This window comes from Rhodococcus maanshanensis NBRC 100610 (assembly GCF_001894865.1).
GTDB classification, from domain to species: domain Bacteria; phylum Actinomycetota; class Actinomycetes; order Mycobacteriales; family Mycobacteriaceae; genus Rhodococcus_G; species Rhodococcus_G maanshanensis.
This window is the reverse complement of sequence record NZ_BCXA01000039.1, coordinates 1-25,037: the sequence shown is the minus strand read 5'-3', so window position 1 is coordinate 25,037 and position 25,037 is coordinate 1. Positions and strand designations below refer to the sequence as shown.

The following is a 25,037-nucleotide window of genomic DNA, read 5'->3' as shown; positions in this document are numbered from 1 at the left end:
GAAATGCGGTGCTGTGGCCGCTCAGGCGCGTCGTTCCGGTCGGAGCGCCCGGTGTGCCATCTGGACGATGAGCGACTTCGGGGGCCGCCAGACGTCGCGGTCCTCGAATGGCCAGGCGTAGGTCAGGGCTCCGTCGCGGATACAGTCCAGCAGACCCGGCGCTGCGAGCTCGTGAGATGACCACTCATACAGTTGCTGCACCCTTGGGATGATCACCCCGTAATCCAGCAGTCGGCCGAATCCGAGCTCGGCATCGAGGTAGGACCGCACCCCCTCGCCGAGCGGGTACTCGTCCGGCAGCACGCGGGACAGCTGCAGGAAGATCCCGGTCATGCCCAGTCTCGGGTCGCCGAGGAACGGGGCGAGAGGGCGCAGCCATCCGAGCGAGATTCGGGGGGCCGCGACGAGGGCGTGGCTGTACAGCACACGGCAGAGCACGACGTTCATGAAGAAGCGCTCGGCCTCGTTCTCGGCGGCTGCCTGGTCGCGGTGCTCGAGGTAGGCGGCGACCACGCTCCCGTTGTGCGCCCGATACCAGGCCCGAGCGGTCGGGTAGTCGGCGAAGGACATCCAGAAGTCGACCGTCCGCGAGGAGGTCGGCCCGGTGAAGCCCCCGCTCAGGGCCACCGCCTCACACCCGTCACGAAGGATGCACTCGTTCACCGCACGCCACCATGGACTACCGGGATGGTCGCTGGACAGTGGCTGCAGCAAACCTCGCCGGAGTTGCCATCGCATGAACGACATCGCCGCCCGTCGGAACGGCAGATGCCGCGGGGCCTTGCCGTACGGGCCGTAATAGCAGCGCTGCATGAGCGCGATCCGGCCTGCCGGATCGTCGCGCACAGAAGCGATCTGCTGCTCGGCCCAGGCCGCGGCAGTAGCCCCAGCACTCACATCAACATGATCGCACGCGCACACTCGTCGGGGACCATTCCAGGGCCGCTACTCGGAGATCCTCGTGGACGAAAAGGACACCATCTGTGCAGGTTTCCGGCCCGCACGATCGACTACTGCGATGATCGCGTGATGCGTTTCTCCCGATTGTTGCCCGTACTCGCCGCCGCAACCGTCCTCCTGGCGGGGTGCGCGGACGACCCATCCCCATCGCCGGTGATGGTGTCCTTCGACGACGGGTGGGGCCAGGTCTTCGTAGCGAACGTCGACGGCAGCGGTCTGCGACAGGTCACCCCGACCGTGGCTGACGACATGTCCGATGGGCGATACGGCAACTACCCCGCGCTGTCACCGGACGGCGCGCTGTTGGCGTACACCCGCGGGGGTAGGTTCATCGAGGTCGTGGATCTCGAATCGGGTGAAGTGCGGACCGTTCACGAGGGCGGTTATCACCCCGTCTTCTCGCCGGACGGGTCGTCCATAGCGTTCACGGGTGGCGGCGGCATCAGCATCATGAACACCGACGGTTCCGATGTGCGCGTCATCGCTCGCGAGGAGTCCGCGGCCGGGGCGACGTTCTCGCCGGACGGGTCGCGGGTGGCCTTCAACGTCGGCGGGTACATCGTCGAGGCGCCGACGACGGGTGGAGAATCGAAGGTGCTTCTGCGGGACCAGTTCTGGAATGCGGATCCCGAGTACTCGCCGGACGGCGCCACTCTGGTCTTCTCGAGCAACCGTGGCGGCAACAACGGCTCGGAGATCTACTCGATGCCCGCCGGTGGCGGAGAGATCACCCGGCTGACCGAAACGTTCGCGGTTGGTCCGGCGTTCACCCCCGACGGCTCACGCATCTTTTACACCAGGGCGACGACGCAGTCGGGGGAGCCGGTGACCGACACTTCGGCCTCGACCCGACCGGAGCTCGCCTCGATGAATCCCGACGGCTCCGACCAGAAGCGGTTCACGCCCCGTTCGATCACCGCCCAGGGTCCGAGCATCGGCGGGGGACAGTGACATTGCCTGTCGACGGATCATGCTGGGTTACATGCGGATTGGCTGGGCTGCGCCGTCATGTCGGGGGCGTGAACACGGGATCCAGATAGGTCTGCAGGTAGCTCATCAGCGCAGCACGGTCGTCCACGTCGACGGCCGTACCGGGGGTACCCACCAGGGAGACGAGCATCCGGATCAGCCACTCCGCCGCTTCGGCCAGGTCCAGGTCCTCGCGGACGAGTCCCCGCTCCCGGGCGTCGCGCATCCGGTCCATCCAGAAGTCGGACAGTTGCGCGACCACGTCCTGGGCGTAGGTCCCCATGATCTCGGCGTACTCGTGTGGTTCCCGGGTGGACAGGTCAACCGCCAGGGGGCCGAGCGGTTCCTGTCGGGACAGCACGACGGCCTCGGTCAGCATGGCGGCCACGCTGTCCTGACGTTCGACCCGATGGGCGGCGTCCGCCCAGAAGTCCGCGCCCCGGCGGATCAGCGCCGCCGACAGCAGTGCCGGCTTGTCGGGGAAGAACCGGTACAGGTAGGCGCGGCTGACGCCCGCCTCCTGAGCCACGGCGCGCACGGTGGTGCGGCGGATTCCGTCGCGTGCCAGGCACGCCTCGGCGGCGTCGAGGATGCGGTCGCGCACGGTGTTGGAGTGGGGGGTCATCTCCGCCCGATCGTAGGACACGTCCGAGAACGGAATCGCAGCTTAGTCCGGCGGGGCCGGGTGGTCAGGGCGATGAAAATGTTCTTGTAGGCACTTGTGGAGAAGTGTCTACAAAGCCTATCTTCGGCGGTCAGGACCGGCCACCCATAGGCCCGGTCGCCAACCGGACCGGCATGCGCCGTTCGGTCAATGGTTCGGAGGACGCATGGGATTCCTGCAACCGGTGGAACCGGACGTCGACGCTGACGAGTTGCGCCGCGGCGACCGGCCCGTCCAGATGCGCATCCTGTCCGAGAATTTCCTCTCCCAGGGCTTCGGGACGCCCGACGTGGTGTACGTGGGCTATCTCGTCAAGATCGCCCTGTTCGTCCTCGGCGGCGCGCTGTTCGCGATGAGCACGCCAGGAGTGGACGGACTCCTCGACGTGGGGCAGTGGTGGGCGCTGCCGGTGGTCTGGCAGAAGGTCGTGCTGTGGTGCATCCTCTTCGAGGTCACCGGGCTGGGTTGCGGTTTCGGCCCGTTGAACCTGCGGTTCCTGCCGCCCCTGGGCTCCTTCCTCTACTGGTTGCGACCCGGAACCATCCGGTTGCCTCCGTGGTCGGGGCGGGTTCCGTTCACCTCCGGTAGCAGGCGCGGCATCGTCGACGTCGTGCTGTACGTCGCCCTGCTCGTCTCGTTGGTGGTGGCTCTGCTCTCGCCGACCGCGCCCGGCACCGGACAGCTGCCTTGGCAGAAGATCGCGGCCGTGCTGGTGGTGCTCGGTCTCGTCGGGCTGCGCGACCAGACGATCTTCCTGGCCGCCCGCGCGGAGGTCTACGGGGCGATCGCCGTGACCTTCCTGCTCCCGTTCCCCGACTCCATGGTCGTCGCCAAGTTCGTGCTGCTGTGCATCTGGTGGGGAGCGGCGATCTCGAAGGTCAACGTGCACTTCCCGTCGGTCGTGCAGGCCATGGAGGCGAACAGCCCGTTGTGGCGCACCAAGCGCGTCAAGCACCTGTTCACCCGTTCGTATCCCGAGGACCTGCGTCCGTCCGCGCTCTCGAAGGTGCTCGCCCACGGCGGCACCGTGATCGAGTTCTTCGTACCCCTGGTGCTGATCTGCTCGGGCGGCGGCACCGTCACGACCGTCGCCGCCATCGTGATGATCCTGTTCCACCTGCACATCATCGTGACGATCCCGATGGGGACGCCGCTGGAGTGGAATGTATTCATGATCTTCGCGGTCCTGGTGCTGTTCGTGAACCATGCCGACCTGGGTGTGAGCGACCTTGCTCATCCCGTCGTCCTGCTGATCCCCGCCGTCAGCTTCCTTTTCGTGATCCTGGGCAATCTCTTCCCGCGGCGGATCTCCTTCCTGTTCGGCATGCGCTACTACGCAGGCAACTGGGACACGTCCGTGTGGTGCCTCTCGCCCACCGGCGAGCAGAAGTTGACCGACAACACGATCCGCGCGGCGATGCTGCCGCACCGTCAGTTGGAGAAGATCTACGGCGGCGAGGACCAGGCCCGGGTCACCCGGCTCACCGGCTTCGCGTTCCGCGCGATCCACACCCACGGTCGGGCACACGCTGCCCTGCTGCCCCGACTCATCGGGGATCGGCCCGGGGTGAACTATGTGGAACTCGACGGGGAGACAGCGGCCGGAGTCCTGCTCGGTTGGAACTTCGGCGACGGCCACCTGCATTCCGAGCAACTGGTCGCGGCGCTGCAGGACCGATGCAACTTCGAACCGGATGACCTGCGAGTGCTCGTCCTGGATGCCCAGCCGATCCACCGGCAGTCCCAGGCGTACCGCCTGTTGGACGCCGCCACAGGGGAATTCGAGCGGGGCACCGTGCGGGTCGCGGACATGGTCAACCGCCAACCCTGGGCCGCAGACATGCCGGTGCAGGTCGCCTGCGGCGGTCGGGATCGCTGACATGACGCGCGCGAGGACTGCCGTCGTGGTCGGATCCGGACCCAATGGGTTGGCGGCTGCCGTCCGACTGGCCGGGCACGGACTGAAGGTGCGGGTGCTGGAGGCCGCCGACACGCCGGGCGGTGGGGCCCGCACGAGTGAGCTGACGGTGCCGGGCCTGCTGCACGACGTCTGTTCGGCGGTGCACCCCTTCGGCGTCGCCTCGCCGTATCTGGCGTCCCTTCCGCTCGTGGAGCACGGATTGCGGTGGCGGTGGCCCGAGGTGGACCTCGTGCATCCCCTCGACGACGGTTCGGCCGGCGTGCTGGTGGGCGACGTGGACCGCACCGCAGCCGGGATGGGGGTCGACCGGAACGCCTGGCGACGGGTGTTCGGACCGATTGTGACGCGTTTCGACGACCTCGCCCCCGACGTGCTCGGTCCGCTGTTGCGGGTGCCCTCGCACCCGTTGGCGCTGGCGAGGTTCGGCCTGCGGGCGGGGCTCCCCGCGACCGTGCTCGCGAAGGCGTTCCGCACGCCCCAGGCGCGGGCGCTGCTCATGGGGTGCGCGGCGCACCTGTTCCAGCCGCTGAACCGGCCGCTGTCGGCCTCCGTGGGCGTGATGCTGGTGGCCGCGGGTCATCGGCACGGGTGGCCGGTGGCCGAGGGCGGGTCGCAGGCGATCACGTCGGCGCTCGCATCGGTGCTGGCCGAGCGTGGCGGGACGATCGAGTGCAACGCACCCGTCACCTCGCTCGCGGATCTGCCCGGGGCCGACGTGACGCTGTTCGACACGACCCCGCAAGCGGTCGCCGAGATCCTCGGCGACCGGCTCGGCGGGCGACGCGCGCGCCGGTACCGCTCGTTCGCGTTCGGTCCGGCCGCCTTCAAGGTGGATATTGCCGTGCGCCAGGGGATCCCGTGGACCAACGAGTCCGCGCGCAGGGCAGGCACCGTGCACCTGGGCGGCGGCGCCGGCGAGGTCGCGGCCGCTGAGGCCGCCGTGGTGGCCGGCCGGATGCCGCAGCGGCCGTTCGTGCTGGTCGGACAGCAGTACCTGGCCGATCCGACCAGATCGGTCGACGGAGTGCATCCGATCTGGGCCTACGCGCACGTTCCCGCCGGGTACGAGGGGGACGCCACCGCGGTCGTGCTCGACCGGATCGAGTCCTACGCACCCGGCTTCCGCAGCCGGATCGTCGCCGCGCACTCCACGAGTGCGACCGGGTACGAGAGCTACAACCCCAACTATGTCGGCGGCGACATCGGGGGAGGTGCCAACACGCCGCTGCAGATGATCGGTCGCCCCCTGTTCGCCGCCGACCCGTACGCGACCGGCGTGGACGGGATGTACCTGTGCTCGGCCTCCACCCCACCGGGCGCCGGCGTGCACGGCATGTGCGGGGCCGGCGCCGCGGCGAGCGCGCTACGCGGCCTGGGCATTTCGGTGACCTCGCTCGGGGGGCAGGGTCAGGCCGCGCGGACGCGGCGGATGTGGCGGGCGTAGCGGGGGCGACCGATGACGTGCCAGACGGCGCGTACCGGTGCGGGGAGGGCGCCGAGGAGCGTGACGCGCTCGGCAGGGTTCGCGTCCTCCAGGACGAGGCCGAAGAGCGTGAGCAAGGTGAGCTTGGGCGTGTTCGCCACCAGATGCTCACCCAGGGAAGCCCATTCCTTCTCGGTGATGTGCTCGGCCGCGAGCGGAAGAAGGGTGGCCTCCTCGTCTTCGAGGTGTTCGAGCAGGACCGCCCGGTGATCGGCCAGGGCCGCCACCAGGGTGTCGCGCTCGTCGGCTCCTGCGGCGGCCTCCCACGCCGGGACCGCGGCGTCCAGCCTCGCCAGCGTGGCTTCGACGCGCTCGTGCTGGGCCTGCATGCGCAGGACGATGTCCGCCTCCAGATCGACCCGGGACAGCAGCGGCGGCCACAGCAGCTCGTCTTCGCCCTCGTGGTGGTTTTTCAGTCCCAGCCGGTAATCGCGGAAGTGGTCGGCGATCACCGTGGCGCGGGCGGTGTCACCGGGGGCGACCGCCGCGACGAGCTCCTTCAGCAACCGCGACTCGCGGCGGAAGGCGCGGTGGACGATCTCCATGTCCTGGGTGTTGACGCTCATCTGTTCCTGCCCTTCAACGGTTTTGTTCGATGTGCTCGAGACTGCTCCCGGGGGTTTGGAAGGCACTAGGAGTCGACTTGGAACGCTTGACGACGCCGCGCCGTACGATGTGCCACGTCATGGTCTTGATCCGGGTATTGGGCTCATTCGCGGCTGAGGCCGGCGGCGAACCCGTTCCGCTCGGCGGACCGCGACAGCGCGGCGTGCTGGCCCTGCTGGTGGCCGCTCGCGGCCAGGTCGTGCCGGTCGACCGGATGGTCGAGGACCTGTGGCGCGGCGAAGCGCCGTCGCGCGCTCTGGCGTCGTTGCAGGCGTACGTGTCCAACCTGCGCCGCCTGCTGGAACCCGCCCGCCCGCCGCGGACCCCGGCCCGCCTGCTGGTGAGCGCGTCGCCCGGCTACGCGTTGCGGCTGCCGCAGGAGGCGGTGGACGCATGGCGCTTCGAGCAGCTGCTCGACGAGGCCCGCACGCTCGCCGATCCCCGTGACGCTCGCGTCCGGCTGGACGAGGCGCTGGCGCTGTGGCGGGGACCTGCGTTCGCCGAGGTCGCCGACGAGCCGTGGGCCGTCGCCGAGACCGCCCGGCTGGGCGAGCTGCGCCTGGTCGCCCGCGAACTCCACATCGCGGCGGGACTGCGGCTCGGCCACCCCGCGACGGTGGTCCCCGAGTCGGAGCGCCTCACTCGCGACGATCCCCTGCGCGAGGAGGGCTGGCGCTTGCACGCCCTCGCGCTGTGGGGCAGCGGCCGCCAGGCCTACGCCCTGACCGCGCTCCGCCGCGCCCGCGCCACCTTCGCCGACGAGCTGGGCCTCGACCCCGGCCCGGATCTGGTGGCGCTGGAAGAGGCGATACTCACCCAGCGCACGGACGTCCTCCGTGCGGCCGTCCCGTCGCCCCCGGCAGATCCGCCCCGGCGCCGGGCCACGGTCTCGTCGCCTTCGGCGGATCCGGCCTTGGCCAGGGACGCCGTGCTGCCGTTGCCGGAAAACCAGACCGGTGCAACAACATTCGTGGGACGGGCGGGCGAGCTTTCGGAGCTGCTGGCGGCCGCAGGGCAGGCCGTCGCGCAGGGGGCACGCGTCGCGCTCGTCACCGGGGAGGCGGGGCTCGGCAAGTCGACGCTGTTGGAGCAGCTCGGTGCCCGGCTCCGGCAGGAGGGGTGGCTCGTGGCCGCCGGGCGCTGTCCCGACATGGACAGCGCGCCGCCCGCGTGGGCGTGGGTCGAGGCCCTGCGGCAGGTGGCCGGGACCGTTCCGCCAGGGGAGTTCGCCGCCGACCTGGCACCGTTGCTCTCCGACTCGGCGGCGGTGAACGGCGACGCGGCGGCCGGGCGGTTCCGGCTGCGGCGGGCCGTGTGGGCTTGGCTCTCGGCGGCCGCCGCCGACCGTCCGGTCGCGGTCGTCCTGGACGACCTGCACTGGGCGGACGCCGCCACACTGGAGTTGCTCGGCGGCGTCGACGTGCGCGCCCCGATCCTGGTCGTCGCGGCGTACCGCGCGGACGAGAGTGAGCGCCTCACCGAATCGCTGGGGTCCCTCGCCCGCACCGCGCCTCTGCGGCTGGATCTGCCCGGATTGAATGGCACGGCCGTCGCCGAGCTCGTCCGCGCCGAGTGTGAGGCCGACGACGCGACCGTGGCCAGGATCGCCGAGCGGACCGGCGGCAATCCCTTCTATGTACGGGAGAGCGCGCGGCTGCTGAACGGCGAGGGCGCGCTGATCGCGCTCTCCGAGGTCCCCGAAGGCGTACGGGATGTGCTGCGGCGCAGGTTCGCCCGGCTGCCCGAGAGCGGCGTGTCCGTCTTGCGGCTGGCGGCCGTGGCCGGCCGGGAGAGCTCGGTGGACGTGCTCGTGCGGGCGGCCGACACAGACGAGGACGGCGTGCTGGACGCGCTGGACGCGGGCGTCATCGCCGGGTTGCTCGACGAGCCCGGGCCCGGGCGCGTCCGGTTCGTGCACGCGCTGGTCCGGGACACGCTGATCACCGATGTCAGCCGGGTGCGAATCACCAGGATGCACTCGCGGATCGCCGCGGCCTTGGAGGGCACCGGCGACCTCGCGGCCCTCGCCCATCACCATGCGCGGGCGGGATCACCGAAGGCCGTCGACTATTGCGTGCGGGCCGCCGAGCTGGCAGAGGCACGCTACGCCAACGACGTGGCGGCCGCGCTCCTCACCGACGCCGTCACCAACTCCAGTGACCCGGACGAGCGCGTCGGTCTGCTCGGCAGGTTGCTGCGCGCACAGGTCAGGGCCGGGTCCTTCGCCGCGGCCAGGGCTACGCGCGAGCAGGCCGTGGCGTACGCCGAGTCGCTCGGGCGCGACGACCTGATGATCGCCGCGTTCACCGCCTGGACCGAGCCCACCCCCTGGCAGGCCCGCACCTACGGCACGGTCGACCGTCCCATCGTCGATCGCCTCAACCGCCTGCTCGAGCGGACCGACCTCGCCCCCGACGTGCGGTCCCACCTCCTCATCGCCTACGCCCACGAGCTGGTGGGCGAGGACGATCCGACGGTCATGGTGGCGGGGCGGGAAGCGCTCCACCTCGCCACCGATCACCGCCTCCGGGCGGCGGCGCTGCTGGTCCTGGCCCGTGGTACCGGGCGGGAAGAGTACTCCCGCGAGCTGGTGCAAACCGGCGTCGAGCACGATCTGCCCGTCTATCGCGTGACCGGATTGCTCAGCCAGGCCGCGAACGCGGCCGCGGCCAATGACCCGGCGACCATGCGCAGCGTGACGGGGGAGGCACTCGATCTCGCCCGCGCCTACCGAATGCCGGAGGCGATCGGGGCCGCCGAGATCGCGTTGGCGACACTGGTTCTCATCGAGGGTCGGTACGCCGACGCCGAGCCCCGCTACGCCGAGGCCACCGAACGCATGGAACGCGCCGGATCGGCGCACGCCGCGGGCTTCCTCCGCCTCGCGCAGGCGGCGATCTGGATCAATGACGGCACGCTCGGCGACCACTTGGACGACGTGCGATCTCATCATGAGGCGCTCGGCCCGATGGTCGCCGACCTGCTCACGCTCGCCCTCCACGCCGCCGGGCGCGGCGACGAGGCGCATCGGGCCCGCACGTCACCGACCCCGATCCGGCCCGACTTCTTCTTCACCTTCCTGACCAGCCTGCGCGCGATGGCGATCATCGCCTCGGACGACCGCGACGCTGCCGAGCAGATCTACGCAGACCTGCTTCCCCACCGAGACGGTCCCCCGGCGGGCGCAGAGAGCCTGTCGCTGGCGCTGCGCCCGGTCGCCCACACGCTCGGTGAACTCGCCCTCCTCCTCGGCCGCGACGACGAGGCCGCCGCACACTTCGCCGAGGCCGCCATCATCGCCGACCGGTGGAACGCCCCCCACTGGTCCGCCGATGCCCGAGCGCACGCCGATCGTGCTCTCGGCGTTCATGTTTCGCCTCCACAGACCCGCTGAAAGCGCGATCGACGGCGGAGCGCCTCGGCCCGCCGCTTCGAGCGTTCCAAGTCGGCTCCAAGTGCCTTCCAAAACCCGGGAGCAGTCTCGACCTCATCAGAACAGAACTGAATGAGGAGCGAAACATGAGCACACCCACCTTCCGGGCCGCCGTCGTCCGCACGCCGAGCGGACCCGACTCGATCGAGATCATCGATGTCCCCCTCGCCGAGCCCGGCCCCGGCGAGGTCCGGGTCGCGGTGGCGGCCGCGCCGGTCAACCCCACCGACCTCGGGGTCGTGGGCGGTTTCTTCCACGAGCTGGGCATGATCGATCAGCCCGACCACACCGGCCTGGGCTGGGACTTCGCCGGCACCGTCCTCGCCGCCGGTCCGGGCGTGGACCTGGCTGTCGGGACTCGAGTTGCCGGTGTCGTCCTCGGTTTCGACCGCGATTTCGGCACCTATGCCGAACAGCTCGTGGTGCCCACCGCCGATCTCGCCGTGGTGCCCGACGGGCTCGACCTGCGCGCGGCATCGACGGTGCCGCTCAACGGCTTGGGTGCGGCGCAGATCGTCGACCTGCTCGGCGACGCGCCCACCGACGGCAATCGGTTGCTGGTGACCGGTGCGGCCGGCGCGATCGGGGCCAACGTGGCCTCGATCGCGCCCGACCGGGGCTGGCAGGTGACCGGTCTGGCCCGAGCCGCGGACGAGCAGTTCGTACGGGGTCTCGGCGCCGACTTCGTCACGGACGCCGGGCCGGGCTGGGACGCGGTCGTCGACACCACGTCCCAGCAGGTGTGGGGCCTGACCCCGGTTCGCGACGGCGGAGCCTTCGTCGGCGTCCGGCCCAACCTGGTGCCCGCGGCCGAGCGGGGGATCACCGTGAACGTACTGGTGACGCAGTCGGACGGCCCTCGGTTGGGGCAGCTGCTGGCACGCGTCGCGTCCGGCCGGTTGCCGACCAGAGTTCATGCGGTCCTGCCGTTGGCCCAGGCCGCCGACGCCCACCGGGCCATGGCCAAGGGCGGGACGCGCGGTCGCTACGTGCTCGAGCCCTGACCTACCCGGCCACCGTGAACCCGCCGTCGTTCCGGACGGCAGGACCTGGTCGAGGCTGCGGCGGTGCCGCTCAACGCCACCGCCGCAGCCCAGCTCGTCGACCTCCTCGGTGAGGCCTGCACGAGATCCGCGACAACCACTTCGTCACAAAGACTCCCTCAAGGGACAGGACCGCTGATGCTCACCACCATTGCCACTGTTCTCGCCGGCCTGCTCGGCGCGGCCCTCATCTTCATGGGAGGGAATGCCTTCATGAGGCCGCAGGCCGCCGTCGGTTTCGGTATTCCCGATACACCGGCCGACGACCCCGCCTTCCAACACTGGCTGCGCGTGAAAGGTTTGCGCGAGATCGCGTTCGGGGTCTCGATCTTCGTTCTGATGCTCGTCGCGACGACGTCGGTGCTGGGTTGGTACGTGATGGTGCTCGCCGCGATACCCGCAGGGGATGCGGTGGTCGTGCTGCGCAGCGGTGGGCCGAAGGCCACCGCGTACGGCGTCCACGTCGCAACGGCGGTGGTCATGCTGGCGACCGGCATCGGCCTCCTGGTCTGAGTGGGGGACGCCCGGGACCGATGAGTTACGGCCGCGGAACTGGTCTCTTCTTGCGAGAGATGCAACCGCAGAGGAGTCGACATGCCGGTTCATGTTGAACGATCGCCCGAGCACCTGGTCACCGTCGGTGACGTCGACCTGTGTGTGACCACATTCGGGGACCGGCGGCAGCCGCCGGTGCTGCTGCCGTGCACGTCGAGACTGTTCTGGGAAGACCGGTTCTGCGACCGGCTTGCCGTCGCCGGCCGGTTCGTCCTGCGGTATGACATCCGCGATACCGGCCGGTCGACCGCCTATGCGACGGGCTCTCCCGGCTACAGCCTCCGTGACTTGGTCTCGGACATCATCGGACTCATGGATGTCTTCGAACTTCCGCGAGCTCAGCTGGTGGGTTTCTCCGTGGCCGGATGGATCTGTCAGCTTGCCGCGCTCGACCACCCCGATCGTGTGTCGGCACTGACACTGATCAACACCCGTCCGACGTCCCCGGGCCCGGCGGACTCGGATCTGCCCGAACACTCGGAACGGGTCATGGAGTTCTTTGCCGAGGCACGCGACCCGGACTGGTCCGACCGGGCGGCGGTGATCGACTACGGCGTCGAACTGGCCCGGATACGAGCGGGTGCACACGGATTCGACGAACAGGAGTCGCGGCAGCAGACGACCCGCATGGTCGACCGCACCACCAACATGGCCTCCAGCATGCGCAACCTGGCGTCTGTCGATGCGGGCGACCGCTGGCGGGAGCGTCTGGGCGACATCGCCGTGCCGACCCTCGTCGTCCACGGCACCGATGACCCGTTCTTTCCGTACGGCAACGGACAGGCCATGGCTCGAGAGATCCCCGGCGCCGACCTGCTTTCCCTGAACGGCATCGGCCACGAGCTTCCGGCCACCGCCTGGGAGCAACTGCTCCCCGCCATGCTGGTGCTCCAGCCGGAATCCATGATCGACGAAGGTATTGGACGGCAGGCCGGAGGTGGCGCGGCCACCGCGTGATCATGTTGTGTTTGTGTGTGGCACAAATGAATTGGCGGTGGCCGCGGGTCGCGGCTCAGCAAGAACACGCGGTAGGTCGTCAGCCTCACGACCCACCCATGGGGTCACAAATCGTTTGGAATACAGGCTAGTAGCGGCTCGCCGGTGAGCAGCCTGCACAGCAGGTCAAACGGAGCCAGGGCCACACTGTTCGCGAGGTCGGTGGATCCGGAGTTCTGGCCGTCGTGCGGGTAGAAGAAGTCGCTGCTGCCGGAACTGCTGCCGGCCCAGGGGGCAGGGAGGCCCGGATCTTCGACGGGCGCGGCCGATGCCGAAGCCACGGTGCCGAGGGTGATGGTTGCGCTGGCCAACGCAACGATGATTGAACGCTTCACGATGATCCCCCTGTGCTAGTGCTGTTTCGACGCCGAGCGACGCCGTGGAGAACCATATAGATCGCTCGTCCAGTCGGTGGCTGATTCGGCCACGTCGGCTGCATCGGGAAACCCGTTGCGCGACGCCCCTCGAACGTGGTGGGCCCGTGTCGAACCGGCGCTGATCCGGCCGAGATCACGTGGTGACGAAACCCGATTCGTAGGCCAGGATGACGGCTGGGGTCCGGTCGCGTACTTCGAGCTTGGTCAGTACCGCGCTGACGTGTGATTTGACGGATTCGGCGCCGACGAACATCTGCGCGGCGATCTGGGCATTCGACAGGCCGCGATTTGCTGATCGGGCCCGATCTAGGCTTTTTGCCAGGCGGTGTGCCAGTAGGTCGGGGATGAGGCCATCGCGTTCGGTTGCGGTTGGGCAGAGCCACATCACTGACGGGATGCCCGTAGTTCTGCTCGTCTCGAACATTGGGAGAGGGTTTGGCTGACGATATTGGTTACGGCGACGGTCCGGACGTCGACTGGTTCTGGGACGTCGTCGAGGCGTCCTCGACGAGCCGCGATCGCCTTCGCGAAATCCTTGGACGACTGCCGAAGGACGCGGTCTACAAGTTCCAAGATCTGTTCTTGGACTTCGCCGCCGAGCTGCAGGACGAGCCGTATCGTTCCCATCTCGGGCCCGACGAGTCTGAGGATGGCCTGGAAGATGCAGCGCAGTGGGTCGTCAGCCAGGGCCGCGTGAGATACGAAGCGGTTCTCTCAGAGCCAGGCCGGATGCCATCACACATCGACGGCGGTGATCCAGCCAACCTTGGCGGGCTCGCTTACGAGGTCTACTACGACCGGTTCGGGGAGCCCCTGGAGCTGATCTAGGCAGGTCTGACAAATGTCGGGTCGGTGGACAAAGCTTGGTAGCGCTCCTCGAAGCTCAGACGTCAACCAGACACGGGGGCAGTCCCGTTCGGCCGACGAGCTGCTGAGCGCCGCCGGGTACTACGAGCTGTTGGTGCGCACCGGCAATGAGGATTGCCGGTGCGCACCCATTGTGCGAGTGGTGTTGCGGTCAGCCTAGTTTCGCGAGCAGGTCAGCGCGCTGACGCGCACCGAGGCCGGATACTCGCCGTGTCTCCGCGATCCCGACCGACTCGGTGATGTCGCGAGCCTTGATCTTGCCGATGTTCGGCAGCGACTCGAGGAGGTAGAGCACCTTCGTCTTGCCGACGAGCTCGTCGGACTCTGCTCTGTCCAGGATGTCGGTGAAGGTGAGCTTCCCCGACTTGAGACCCTCGCGAAGCTCCGAACGGGCTTTGCGGGACGCGGCCGCCTTCTCCAGGGCGGCGGCGCGCTGTTCGGGGGTCAAGGTGGGCAGTGCCATGTTGGGCATCCTCTCGCTTGGTTACCGACCGAATCTTCAGGCTAGAACGGTGTAGTCGCCTGGCAGTTCATTCTCGGCCTCGCGTGTCGACACCACGAGATGGCCGGAGCTCGCAGAGGTCGGGCCAGGGGATCAGCGCGCTGAGGGCGACGACCGGACCCGGCCGACCGTGAGGTACGTCGCGATCATCAGCAGTCCGACGTAGACGTCGTTCTCGAACCAGCCGAACACTGTCTGCTTTTCCACCGTGAAGGTGGTCGGGTAGTAGAAGACGCTGATCGCCAGCAGGACGACGAGGTAGGCGAGCACGCCGATCTGGGCCCAGCGCTCCTGTCGGCGCGCGAGCCAGACCGAGCCGATTCCGACGGCGTAGAAGAGCCAGGCGGCAGGTGTCGTCACGGTGAAGGTCGGGTCTGCGATGCCCGCGACCGCTGCGTACCCGGTGTGGACGGCGGACAGCACGAACGCGGCTGCGAGCACCCGCGGGACGGCGCTGGTGGTTGCGGTGGCGGTGGCGGGGGGTGTGTTTGTGGCGGTGGTGGTCGGCATGGACGGCTCCTTGCATCGGGCAACCCTCGCGGTCGCTGTACGGCCCGATCGTCGGTCGGACGCCCGGCGGGCGACAGCCACAGCGGCGAACTGTGGGGGCAGCGTGGGGGTCGCGTGGCTGGGCGCCGGGCGCTGCGCCGCACAGGCTGGATGCGTACCGAACACACCCACCCTGGAGGTCCGCATGAAGGTCGTCAGCCCGACCACCCAGTCCCGCCCCGACGTCAACGAGATGGTCGTCATCCACCGCGCCTTCAGGCGCGAGTTCACCGCGCTGCCGAAGCTGATCCGGGCTGTCGCCGGGGGTGACGCCGCGCGGGCCAGGCTGGTCGCGGAGCACCTCACGCTGATTCTCGACGGGCTGCACATGCATCACACCGGCGAGGACGCGGTGCTGTGGCCGCTGCTGCAGGTGCGTGCCGCCCCGTCGACGGCACTCGTCGAGACGATGCAGCACCAGCACGAGCTCGTCGACGGCCGCACCGAGGAGGTCCGGACGCAGAGTGCGGTCTGGGCGCAGGCCCCGACGCCGATCTACGGCGAGCAGCTCGCGCAGCTGGTCGAAGACCTGGCGAACGCGCTCTTCGAGCACCTCGACCTCGAGGAGCGGGAGATCCTGCCGCTGGTGTCGCGTCACATCACCGTCGAGGAGTGGCAGAGCCTCGGAGACCACGGTCGCGATGCGATGTCCACCCGGCAGCTCCCGCTGATGTTCGGTGCCATCCTCGAAGAGGCCGACGCCGACGAGCGGGGCCGGATGCTGGCGCAGTTGCCTGCCCCGGTGCGTCTGCTCCTGCGCACCATAGGCGCTCGTCAGTACCGGCGTTACATCACCCGCGTGCGCGCCGCGTGAGCTCGGCCACCAGGCTCGCGAGCTCGGGCGCTGCCGCGGCGCGGCCGGCGTTCCACGCCGCCTGGAATGTGTCGTCCCCGAGGAGGTCACGCGTGGTGGCGAGGTCCCGCGCCGCGAGCTCGCGGGACACCGGGAAGCGGGGGTCGACGGCATCGGTCACCGACAGGGATGCCGAGGCAGCGAGGAGGCTGGCAGCGGCCCGCGGCTCGCCCAGCCGCACGGCGACCCCGGCCAGGGCAGGCAACGCGTAGCTGAGGGGCCAGCTCATCCGGGCGTCGAGCGACAGGGTGATGGACTCGCCGAGCAGGGCTGCCGTGCCGGCGGTGTCATCCCGAAGAGCCGTGACCGTGGCCCTGCGCGTCAGGCAGGTGGCGAGGGTGAAGTCGTTACCGAGGCTCCGCGCGATCTCGAGCGCACGGCCGAGCACACGGTCTGCCTCGTCCAGGTCGCCGCGGACCAGCGCGAGCTGACCGAGCGCGACCAGCGTATGCGCCTCGACCCACGTCAGGCCGGCTTCCGAGGCGCCCGCCAGCGCCTCGTCGAGCAGGTCGCGGGCCTCGTCGAGCGCTCCCACGAAGACCGCGGCGTGCCCTGCCAGCGTCGCCGCCTCGGCTGCGAGGCCGGCCTCGTCGACGCGACGGGCGACCGGGACCACGGCGTCGGCCACCTCCCGCATCCGGGTGATGTCACCGGTGGCGAACAGCAGACCCATCCGTCCGATCAGTGCCCTGGCCCGGACAGCGTCGGAGGCAGGCGGTTTCGCCCGGTCCAGCCACTCGAGCCCCTCGCGGGCATGTCCTCGCAGAGCGAGGTAGAGCCACAGGGTGGCCGCTAGCTCTGCAGCATCGTCGTCACGGTCGAGTTCGAGCAGACGCAGGTACGACGAGCGCACGTTGGCGTGATCGGCCTCCAGCCGGTCGAGCTCGACCCGCAGAGCCGGACCGCGCAGCCGCGGGCCGGCGGCGAGGGCGCAGGAGTGATACCACCGGGCGTGGCGATCGGCCGCGGCCGCTGCACCTCCGGCGGCAACGAGTCGCTGTCCGGCGTACTGTCGCACCGGCTCGAGCAGTCGGAAGCGCGGTTGGTCATCGGTCGGCGCGCTGCGGGCGACCAGCGAGTGGTCGACGAGCGCGGTGAGCGGGGCGAGCACGTCGGCGATCCCCGTCACCGCCGCGGCCGCGTCGATGGTGAAGCCGCCGGAGAAGGCCGCGAGCTGCTCGAACACCGCGGCGTCGGTGGGGGTGACGAGGTCGAGGCTCCAGCCGAGCGCGGCCGTCATCGTGCGCTGGCGCTCCGCGAGGTCACGAGGCCCCGGGGGCGCCCCGTGGACCTCGAGGCGAGCGAGCAGCGCCGCCGGGGTCAGCAGGCGCGCGCCCGCCGCGGCGAGCTCGAGCGCCAGTGGCAGCCCGTCGAGGCGGCGACAGATGGCCGCCAGGACCGGAGCATTGTGTGCGTCGAGCGCCAGATCGGCTCCCGCCGCGGTGGCGCGGTCCAGGAGGAGCTGGACCGCCGCGGCAGCTCGCACGTCGTCGTACAGGTCGCTCTGGGGGAGAGGCAGCGGGCCGAGACCGACCTCGTGCTCGGACCGGACGCGCAACGCAGCACGACTCGTCACCAGCAGCACGAGCCCGGGGCACCGGGTCAGCAGGTCAGCCACCTCGGGTGCCGCGTCGAGGAGATGCTCGAAGTTGTCCAAGAAGACCAACGCACGGCGACCCGCGAGCGAGGCGACCAGTCGGCCGGTGACGCCGCCTGCGCCGCGCTCGGGCAGGTCGACGGCGGCAGCGAGCTGCGACAGGACCTGTGCCGGATCGCGGACGAGGGCCAGGTCCACGGCGACGGGGACGTCGTAGGAAGGAGCCAGCTGCTCCAGCACCGCGAACGCCACCCGGGTCTTGCCGACGCCGCCCGGTCCGGTGACCGTGATCAGGCGCCTGCCGGACGAGACCAGCGCCGCGATGCGCTCGATGTCGCCGTCCCTGCCGATCAGGTCGGTGGCCGGCGCGGTCACCGACCAGGTGCCTGCGCTGCGAGCAGCGGGACGCGCGGGCGCGGCAACCGCAGCACCGAGGAGGTCGCGGTGGGCTTCGTCGAGGTGGAGCGCATCGGCCAGCGCCCGCACCGTGTGCGGGTAGGGCCGCTTCCGCTCCCCACGCTCGAGCGCGCTCACGGCCTTGACCGAGAGACCGGCTCGCTCGGCGAGCTCCTCCTGGGTCAGGCTGCGGGACGTGCGCAGGCGCCGCAGGATGGCACCGAAGCTGTTCTCGTTCGCCTGCGCCACGGCAGGGACGCTAGTCCACGACCGGGTGTGAGGTCGGCGTGCAACACCGCAGCGGGCATCATGCCAGGTCGTGCCGATGCCCGGGGCACCGAGTTCCACTGGGCGGACACGGCGGTAGGCGTGGCGGCCTCACGCTCCTAGCGTTCAGCGCACAACCTGGTGGAGTAGGAGTTCTTGATGGGCAAGCGCGAAGTACCAGCGGTCACACCCGCACGCGATATAACGGTCGATCTGCTCGTGGTCGGCGCCGGCACCGGCATGGCGGCCGCTCTGACCGCCAACGAAAAGGGCCTGTCGACCCTGATCGTCGAGAAGACGAAGTACGTGGGCGGTTCGACGGCCCGCTCCGGTGGCGCGTTCTGGATCCCGGACAACCCGATCTTGCGGGAAGCCGGCGCCGGCGACAGCGCCGAGAAGGCGAAGACCTACGTGCAGGCGGTGGTCGGCGACTCTGCGCCCGCCGCACGCGGCGAGGCCTTCCTCGACCACGGCGCCGCCACGGTCGACATGCTCAGCCGCACCACCCCGATGAAGTTCTTCTGGGCCGAGGGCTACTCCGACTACCACCCCGAGCTGCCCGGCGGATCCGCGGCGGGGCGCACCTGCGAGTGCCGTCCGTTCAACGCCTCGGTGCTCAAGGGCGAGCGGGGCCGGCTGCGGCCCGGCGTCATGGAGGCCCCGGTCCCCATGCCGACCACCGGCGCCGACTACAAGTGGATGAACCTGATGGCCAAGGTCCCGACCAAGGGCATCCCGCGCATCCTCAAGCGCGTCGCCCAGGGCATCGGCGGGCTCCTGGTGGGCCGCGAGTACATGGCAGGCGGCCAGGCGCTCGCCGCAGGCATGTTCGCCGGCGTGCTGCGCGCCGGCATCCCGGTGTGGACCGAGACGTCTCTCGTGCGCCTGGTCACCGAGGGCGACAAGGTCACCGGTGCCGTGGTGGAGCAGGGTGGCCGCGAGTTCACCGTGACCGCTACGCGCGGCGTCGTGCTGGCCGCGGGCGGCTTCGACCACGACATGGACATGCGCCACAAGTTCCAGTCGGAGAACCTCGTCGACCACGAGAGCCTCGGCGCAGAGGGCAACACCGGCGACGCGATCAAGATCGCCCAGCAGGGCGTCGACGCCGGGATCACGCTGATGGACCAGACCTGGTGGTTCCCGGCGATCGCGGCGCTGCCCGGCGGCACCCCGTCGGTCATGCTCGCCGAGCGGGCACTGCCCGGATCGTTCATCGTCGATCAGACCGGCAAGCGCTTCGTCAACGAGGCGAAGGACTACATGTCCTTCGGGCAGCTCGTCCTCGACCGCGAGCGGGCCGGTGACCCGATCGAGTCCATGTGGATCGTCTTCGACCAGACGTACCGAAACAGCTACATCATGGCCGGCAGCCTGTTCCCGCGGCAGCCGCTGCCCCAGGCCTGGTACGACGCCGGGATCGCGCACCGCGCCGACGATCCGGCCGAGCTCGCGCGCGCGATCGGCCTGCCGGAGGAGGCGTTCGTCGACACGTTCCGCCAGTTCAACGCGAACGCGGCCGCCGGCACCGACCCCGACTTCCAGCGGGGCGCAAGCGCCTACGACCGCTACTACGGCGATCCGACCGTGTCCCCGAACCCGAACCTGCGGCCCCTCGAGAACGGCCCGTACTTCGCGGTGAAGATGACGCTGAGCGACCTCGGGACCTGCGGCGGTGTCCAGGCCGACGAGCGTGGTCGGGTGCTGCGCGAGGACGGCAGCGCGGTGGCCGGGCTCTACGCCATCGGCAACACGGCGGGCAACGCCTTCGGCAAGGTCTACCCCGGAGCGGGCGCCACCATCGGCCAGGGACTCGTGTACGGCTACATCGCGGCACTCGACGCCGCGCAGCAGGCGGGCTGACCACGCGCCACCCGCGCACCCCGATGATCGGCCGCGCCGTAGTAACAGCGGCGCGGCCGGCCGTCGATGCGAAGGGTGTTCACCAACTCCGGTTCATTTGGGCTGCACGCTGATTGGATAGGTTGATCGGTTGGCAATCACACATTACGAGGGCTCCTGATCAGACAAATCTGGATCAGTTCCAAGTTGTTCGCAATCAGGCTTGCGGTCAGGTGGGTCGTGGCGAACCCAACACGTTGATGCCCTAAACGCGCCGATGCTTGATCACTTGATACGCGGGTTGACCGGTAGCGCTACCCGCCCTCAGCCTGAACCGATTTCCCACCAACAGAATCCGCCTTAGCATAGTCGAATGCTGTTGATCCCCAGCCACGTTCAGGCAAGGGTGCAGAGCCTCTAGTGCCTCGCTGAGCACGACTTACGCTTGGATAACCTCGATCCGCGTCAGCGCGTTCAGTGAGTCGCAACTGGCCCAAGACTGGTTCTGCCCATACTGCACTGGGCCGTACTTCCAGTAGACGAACGGGACTGGCCACGCAACGCAAGTGAGCTTCACCTGGTGCCAGGTTGGCAGCTCGCAATTGGCCATCCCGCCGGTGTTGAAGATGGGGTAGAGGTGACAGTTGGCCTGTCCCACCGGCACGTCAGCCTGAGCCACGCCACCACCAACGAGTGCAGTGGCCGCAGTTGCGGTGGCTATGACGGCGCTGGCAGCGAGTCGCTTCGCAGATCGCATTCCGAACCTCCTGAATAGGGTGTTGTTCGGAACATCGCGCATTAGATCGCATCAGTTACAACTGAACCGTGAACCGCCCGGGGTTTCTTGCCGCTTCGATGCTGGCGACATCTCCGGCGGGAGAGCGGCATCAAACCCGGGACGGTTGAGGTTGCCCGGTCGGCACCGATCCAAGACACGATCAGGCTACCGGTTTCAGCTGTGGGGCGTTGATTTGTCGAGCGACGACCGGTGCGCCCAACCTGGTCCTCGACCAATCCGTCGCAGCGGACAGGATGGCTGGTCAATTCACAGATCCGGAGCAACAAACACGGATCAGACGCATCTTCCGCAAGACCATGGAGAACCTCGACCGGCTTCGTGGTGAAGAACGGCTCGAAGATGCGGTCACGGACGTCGTCGGGGTGCCTCGTCGCCGGACTGCGCTCGGATGATCCTGTACTTTTTCGCCGTAGTTGCGGCGTAGGTCCTGACGATGGCGCGGGACACGCTCGGATCGTCATCGAGAATGAGAATTGCCGGCTGTGCCGTCCCCATCCCATCTGCGGACGCTCTTCGGTCTCCGTGTTGAGTATGCGTCGCCGCCAACGTGGTGTGCTGTGTTCGCCATTGGTGCAACTGTCGTGCGCCGGGCGTGGCAGGACAGTGCTGCCACTGGTTCGCCGGGGGAATAGTGCGGGGCGCGATGCGTTTACCCCTGTACTGGATCTTGCGGGTGCCGATGGCACAGTCCACGGGCACCGACATTTGACCGAGAGATCCGAGGGAGGGCGACGGTTCTCCCTCGCGAGTCACTCGTATGAGAAGCCTGCCGGAGGGCTGGGCGACAATCAACGACGTGGTCTGTCGATGACCGCTGCGTGCCGCGACCGGTCTTCCGTATCGGAAGGGAAGCACGATCATGAACAGGACTGCATGGCTTGTCGGGTTCCTCGTGGCGGGGACTGTCGCTCTCGCTACACCGGTCGCGAACTCGTCGCCGATCCCAGAAATCGCCGCCACACCCGTGGCAGCGGCCAGCATCAGGGGTTCGTTCGGAGATCGTTCGGACGATGCACGGGATCGGGATCGGCACCGCGACGCGCGGGAGCGTCGCGACGAACAATTGCGGCAGCAACTGGAACGCAGGCAGGAGCGACGCGAGGGGTCCACGGTGCCGCAGCCGCCGAGGTGGGTGACCCCACCGGCCGTCGGCTGACCCCACCGCCCGTCGGCTCACTCAGCTGACTGTCGGCACTATGGCGTTCGTCTGGCTGAATGGGGGGGGACCGCTGATTAGGGAACCCGATCCGCTGCATGCGGCTTCGCTGCAGCGAGGTTGTCGCCGAGAGGCGTCACGTCGGGCGAGGGCCGAGGGGAACGGCCTCCCACCAACCTGGAATCTTGCGTCGCGGCGGACCCGTCGACGGGTCCTTGACCCATACCGACACATCCGGCGCGAGTACTCGGATATGAGCGGACGATCGACGCCAATCCGGTCCTGATCCGGGCTCGTGGCTGTAGTCCGGCAACAGCCGCTGACGCCGTCCCACCAACCCGGGCCGGTGTTCCTTACCGACCGCACGGCCCGCTACGTTCCCGCCGTGCACACGGCCGCACTGGCCGCGGCAGCGATCCGAGCGGCCCTGGACGCCAATGACACGTTGCCCGGGGAGCCGCCGCACCCAGAGCCGATACTGCGGGAATTCGCTTAGGTCGCAACAACGCTGGCGGATGGCGCACGATCAGTCCGATAAGCCGCCGGGCGCCGAGCGGCAGCGACCCATTCAGTTGGTGCCGCGCCGCCGCCGTCGACCCAAGCCACGACGATCACCTCGGTGTTGCGCTCCAGCGTCGTCTTGATCCAGGCGGGCGCAAGCGCCTACGCGCCGCCTTTTCGGATCCGGCCGGACGTCGCGGTCCAGGAGTACCAGGCCATCCAGCAGAAGGCGACAAGCATGACGATGTCGGCGACGAACGCAACCGGGGTCGAACGCGTGACGCGGGCGACTGGGAACGCAATCGCCGCAACGCACAGGAGGGCGACACACAATCGAGGCGACATCCGCGTGTGCCACTGCATTGCACTGAGAATGATCAGCGCGAGGGGGAACGTCGGGCCCGCGAGCAAGAAGATGACCGTCCCTGCTGCCGGGTAAACGTCGAACGCCAAGAGGGCAGACTTGTCGTTCACGCCGAACACGCCCTCGAAGAAGCCCTGCAGCCCGAACGCGACGGTGCCGAACATTCCGATCAATACCAGTAGGAACCAGAGTCCGGAGACGACGGGAAGGGGAGAGCGAAGCCTCTCGTATTCCCCGAGGAGTCCGAACACCCACGGCACCGTCGACACGGCGATGAGCATGCCGCCGACGACCCCGTGGGGTGTTCACCCATTGAGGCCGGTTGTGTTCACCTATTGGGCCCGCGGCCGAAAATTAGGCCTCGATTTCTGTCACGACTCCGACCAACGGTCGGAGTCGGTGGATTCTCGGCTTCGTTGCCGTGCGATTCCCACCCAGATCGGGCCGAATCATGCGCTCGAGACGCCTACCAACGGTTGTTTCCGCAGTGTGGTCGAGGTTGGACCGCGGAATCCGTGGATTTCGCTGTCGGGGCGGGGTCGCTATCTGCCGGATTCGGTGGTCGCCGAGGACTTCTCGGGATGTCCGGAGGCGATGCGACGCAGTCGTCGCTGTGGCGTGTGCTCCGGTTCCGGCTCGCCGAGGTATCGACCCAGTGGGTCGAGGAGCTCACGCTTGAAGTGCCAGTCGTGCAGGATCAGCAGATTGAGTGCGGCGAGAGTGAAACCGAGGAGCAGTGTGTAGCGGCTGATCCCGAAGCCGCGGAAGTACCCGCGGTGCACGTGCAGCCGATTCTGCTTCAAGTCTGCGAACAGACTCTCGATACCGACCCTGCGGTGATACGACGCCTCCCAGGCAAGGGTCCCGTGCTGGACCGGCATCCGCAGATCAGGGTAGTCCGTGTCCCGGAGCGTGATCGTGCGCCCGCACCCACATTGCTCACCACGGGTGCACGAGGTCGTGGGCAGGCTCAGTGACCCGCGCATAGAGACGGGGTTGTTCGGACACCGCACCCGGGCGGGCTGAACGGCGGGCCCGCGATACCGCCGAGTCCCGTCGGGGTGGCGGGCGTCGTGCGGGACGTAGGCGTAAGCCTGACGTGCCTGATGACGTCGCTCGAGGCGCTCCCGTTCGTCGTCGGACATGTCGGTCTCGATCGGGTCGAGGTCGTACAGACCTTCCGGGAGGCTGTCTGGATACAGGACGCCGTCGATCCAGATGGTGTGCGTACCCTCGGGTCCGGGATGCATCCCGCGCTGATTCGCGTGCAGGTCGTAGATGGTGGTGTACCCGCGTTCCCAGACCGGAATCGCGAAGGTGTCGTTGCGGACGTTGTTGTAGGCACGGTCCGCGATCAACTCATGCGGATCCGGGATCGATTCTCCCAGAGCCTGCACGGCGGCGAGTCCTCCGATGCCCTTGTGCGATCCCGCCGCCGTGAGATTCAACGCTCGCACGATGTGTACCGCAGGGGCGCGGCCTGGGGCGGATGGGACATCGGTGATCACGTGCAGGTCGAAGCCGCAGAAGCAGGGGGTCTCCTCGAATTCGGGACTGCGCCAGCCCATCCGAGCATCCGGATCTACCGTGTATCTGTAGCGCTTGTCTCGCCCGACGGGTGCGTTCGGGAGGTGGTGCCCTCGTCGGCGGGCATGTGGATGTTCGGGGTCTGGTGGCGCGAGCGGGTGATTGGGCGGCGGCACCCCGTCGGGATCGGCATCCACCAGCGGTTTGCGGTAGCGAACCCTGCCCCAGGTCGAGACGTCGGTCGAGTCCAGGGCGATGGCACCGGTCGGCGGCCAACGCCACAGGGACGCGTCCAGCAGCGCCTGCGCAAAAGCGCGTTCGTCCCATTCCGGATATCGGGATGACCGGCACGCCCACGTCAGCCTGCGCAGTGCGTCATTGACGCTCTTGTACTTGATATCCGCATGGGGTGAGATACCCAGTGCTCGCCGCTGCGAGGCGGTCCACCCGCGAACCACTGCGGTCACGTTCGTTTGATGCATCGCGATACCGAGCATCGGAGTGACGATGTAGGCGGCGAGGAAAGCGTCTGCGGTGAACACCCGGTGCGCACCGCGATGGTGCTCGAACACTTCGCGCACGAAATCGTGTGCGGCGCAGAGGTCGATCATCGCCATGACCCGTTTGAATTGCCAGGGCTCGGTGCGGTGCACGGCGGTGCTCACCTCGTGCAGACGCCGCACCCTGCCAGCGTCCGCCCTTCCATCACGTTTGCGGGGGTGAGGTGGGTGCTTCTTCCTGGTCACCACGGCACCGCCTGCGCAAGTGCGTCCAATTCCGCTGCACTCCACCACGGTCGGGTCCGCCGTC

Annotated in this window: 21 protein-coding genes; 11 read left to right on the top strand and 10 right to left on the bottom strand. The window is 68.7% G+C overall.

Annotated features, from left to right (window positions below; genetic code table 11):
• Positions 1–21 precede the first annotated feature (21 nt).
• Entirely contained in the window at positions 22–897 is an 876-nt protein-coding gene (locus tag RM1_RS18820; protein WP_072753253.1) for a hypothetical protein, read from the bottom strand.
• Positions 898–1,029: 132 nt separating this feature from the next.
• Here RM1_RS18820 and RM1_RS18815 point away from each other — a divergent pair, with 132 nt between their 5' ends.
• Complete coding sequence (locus tag RM1_RS18815; RefSeq protein ID WP_072753252.1) at positions 1,030–1,911, top strand: TolB family protein; 882 nt, start codon at positions 1,030–1,032, stop codon at positions 1,909–1,911.
• Positions 1,912–1,966: 55 nt separating this feature from the next.
• Here RM1_RS18815 and RM1_RS18810 read toward each other — a convergent pair whose 3' ends face one another.
• The gene (locus RM1_RS18810) at positions 1,967–2,554 is read right to left on the bottom strand and encodes a TetR/AcrR family transcriptional regulator (protein ID WP_072753251.1); all 588 of its coding nucleotides are present in this window, start codon (positions 2,552–2,554) and stop codon (positions 1,967–1,969) included.
• A 205-nt stretch (positions 2,555–2,759) separates the two neighbouring features.
• Between RM1_RS18810 and RM1_RS18805 the strand changes: the two genes are divergently transcribed.
• The gene (locus tag RM1_RS18805) at positions 2,760–4,472 is read left to right on the top strand and encodes a DUF3556 domain-containing protein (RefSeq protein WP_072753250.1); all 1,713 of its coding nucleotides are present in this window, start codon (positions 2,760–2,762) and stop codon (positions 4,470–4,472) included.
• Position 4,473: 1 nt separating this feature from the next.
• Positions 4,474–5,958 (top strand): phytoene desaturase family protein, encoded by a 1,485-nt coding sequence (locus tag RM1_RS18800; RefSeq protein WP_072753249.1) that lies wholly within the window; start codon positions 4,474–4,476, stop codon positions 5,956–5,958.
• Here RM1_RS18800 and RM1_RS18795 read toward each other — a convergent pair.
• Positions 5,922–6,563 carry a hemerythrin domain-containing protein gene (locus RM1_RS18795; protein WP_072753248.1) on the bottom strand — a complete coding sequence of 214 codons (642 nt, stop codon included), beginning with the start codon at positions 6,561–6,563 and terminating at the stop codon, positions 5,922–5,924. The two genes, RM1_RS18800 and RM1_RS18795, sit on opposite strands and share 37 nt — an antisense overlap.
• A gap of 119 nt (positions 6,564–6,682) precedes the next feature.
• On the opposite strand from RM1_RS18795, the gene RM1_RS18790 reads away from it, so the two are divergent.
• The 4 genes from RM1_RS18790 (at position 6,683) to RM1_RS18775 (ending at position 12,591) form a co-directional block, all read left to right on the top strand.
• Positions 6,683–9,997, top strand: a complete 3,315-nt coding sequence (locus tag RM1_RS18790) for an ATP-binding protein (protein ID WP_072753247.1) — start codon at positions 6,683–6,685, stop codon at positions 9,995–9,997.
• Between the two features lie 125 nt (positions 9,998–10,122).
• Positions 10,123–11,040, top strand: coding sequence for an NADP-dependent oxidoreductase (locus RM1_RS18785; protein ID WP_072753246.1), 918 nt, complete (start codon positions 10,123–10,125; stop codon positions 11,038–11,040).
• Between the two features lie 63 nt (positions 11,041–11,103).
• On the top strand, positions 11,104–11,592 hold the full coding sequence (locus RM1_RS18780) for a DUF4267 domain-containing protein (RefSeq protein ID WP_218019724.1): 489 nt from the start codon (positions 11,104–11,106) through the stop codon (positions 11,590–11,592).
• A gap of 81 nt (positions 11,593–11,673) precedes the next feature.
• The gene (locus RM1_RS18775) at positions 11,674–12,591 is read left to right on the top strand and encodes an alpha/beta fold hydrolase (RefSeq protein WP_072753245.1); all 918 of its coding nucleotides are present in this window, start codon (positions 11,674–11,676) and stop codon (positions 12,589–12,591) included.
• 104 nt (positions 12,592–12,695) lie between these two features.
• Here the strand turns inward: RM1_RS18775 and RM1_RS18770 are convergent, their stop codons facing one another.
• Positions 12,696–12,965 carry a hypothetical protein gene (locus RM1_RS18770; RefSeq protein ID WP_072753244.1) on the bottom strand — a complete coding sequence of 90 codons (270 nt, stop codon included), beginning with the start codon at positions 12,963–12,965 and terminating at the stop codon, positions 12,696–12,698.
• Between the two features lie 175 nt (positions 12,966–13,140).
• On the bottom strand, positions 13,141–13,431 hold the full coding sequence (locus tag RM1_RS25945; protein ID WP_083576833.1) for a response regulator transcription factor: 291 nt from the start codon (positions 13,429–13,431) through the stop codon (positions 13,141–13,143).
• Positions 13,432–13,442: 11 nt separating this feature from the next.
• Here RM1_RS25945 and RM1_RS18760 point away from each other — a divergent pair, with 11 nt between their 5' ends.
• Positions 13,443–13,835: a DUF4240 domain-containing protein gene (locus RM1_RS18760; RefSeq protein WP_072753243.1), complete on the top strand. Its 393-nt coding sequence runs from the start codon at positions 13,443–13,445 to the stop codon at positions 13,833–13,835.
• 190 nt (positions 13,836–14,025) lie between these two features.
• Here the strand turns inward: RM1_RS18760 and mihF are convergent, their stop codons facing one another.
• Both mihF and RM1_RS18750 read right to left on the bottom strand, forming a co-directional pair.
• The gene (mihF, locus tag RM1_RS18755; protein WP_072753242.1) at positions 14,026–14,337 is read right to left on the bottom strand and encodes an integration host factor, actinobacterial type; all 312 of its coding nucleotides are present in this window, start codon (positions 14,335–14,337) and stop codon (positions 14,026–14,028) included.
• A gap of 132 nt (positions 14,338–14,469) precedes the next feature.
• Positions 14,470–14,886, bottom strand: coding sequence for a hypothetical protein (locus RM1_RS18750; RefSeq protein WP_072753241.1), 417 nt, complete (start codon positions 14,884–14,886; stop codon positions 14,470–14,472).
• A gap of 184 nt (positions 14,887–15,070) precedes the next feature.
• Between RM1_RS18750 and RM1_RS18745 the strand changes: the two genes are divergently transcribed.
• On the top strand, positions 15,071–15,739 hold the full coding sequence (locus RM1_RS18745; RefSeq protein WP_072753240.1) for a hemerythrin domain-containing protein: 669 nt from the start codon (positions 15,071–15,073) through the stop codon (positions 15,737–15,739).
• On the opposite strand, the gene RM1_RS18740 is transcribed toward RM1_RS18745, so the two are convergent.
• The gene (locus RM1_RS18740) at positions 15,717–18,020 is read right to left on the bottom strand and encodes an ATP-binding protein (protein ID WP_072753239.1); all 2,304 of its coding nucleotides are present in this window, start codon (positions 18,018–18,020) and stop codon (positions 15,717–15,719) included. The two genes, RM1_RS18745 and RM1_RS18740, sit on opposite strands and share 23 nt — an antisense overlap.
• 177 nt (positions 18,021–18,197) lie before the next feature.
• On the opposite strand from RM1_RS18740, the gene RM1_RS18735 reads away from it, so the two are divergent.
• The gene (locus RM1_RS18735) at positions 18,198–19,901 is read left to right on the top strand and encodes a 3-ketosteroid-delta-1-dehydrogenase (protein WP_072753238.1); all 1,704 of its coding nucleotides are present in this window, start codon (positions 18,198–18,200) and stop codon (positions 19,899–19,901) included.
• Between the two features lie 2,597 nt (positions 19,902–22,498).
• Here the strand turns inward: RM1_RS18735 and RM1_RS18725 are convergent.
• Both RM1_RS18725 and RM1_RS18720 read right to left on the bottom strand, forming a co-directional pair.
• Entirely contained in the window at positions 22,499–22,969 is a 471-nt protein-coding gene (locus RM1_RS18725; protein ID WP_174562972.1) for a hypothetical protein, read from the bottom strand.
• A 273-nt stretch (positions 22,970–23,242) separates the two neighbouring features.
• On the bottom strand, positions 23,243–24,694 hold the full coding sequence (locus tag RM1_RS18720; protein ID WP_245816469.1) for a hypothetical protein: 1,452 nt from the start codon (positions 24,692–24,694) through the stop codon (positions 23,243–23,245).
• Positions 24,695–24,703: 9 nt separating this feature from the next.
• On the opposite strand from RM1_RS18720, the gene RM1_RS26895 reads away from it, so the two are divergent.
• Positions 24,704–25,037, top strand: a 334-nt coding sequence (locus RM1_RS26895) for a hypothetical protein (protein ID WP_245816468.1), incomplete at its 3' end; no start/stop codon positions are given.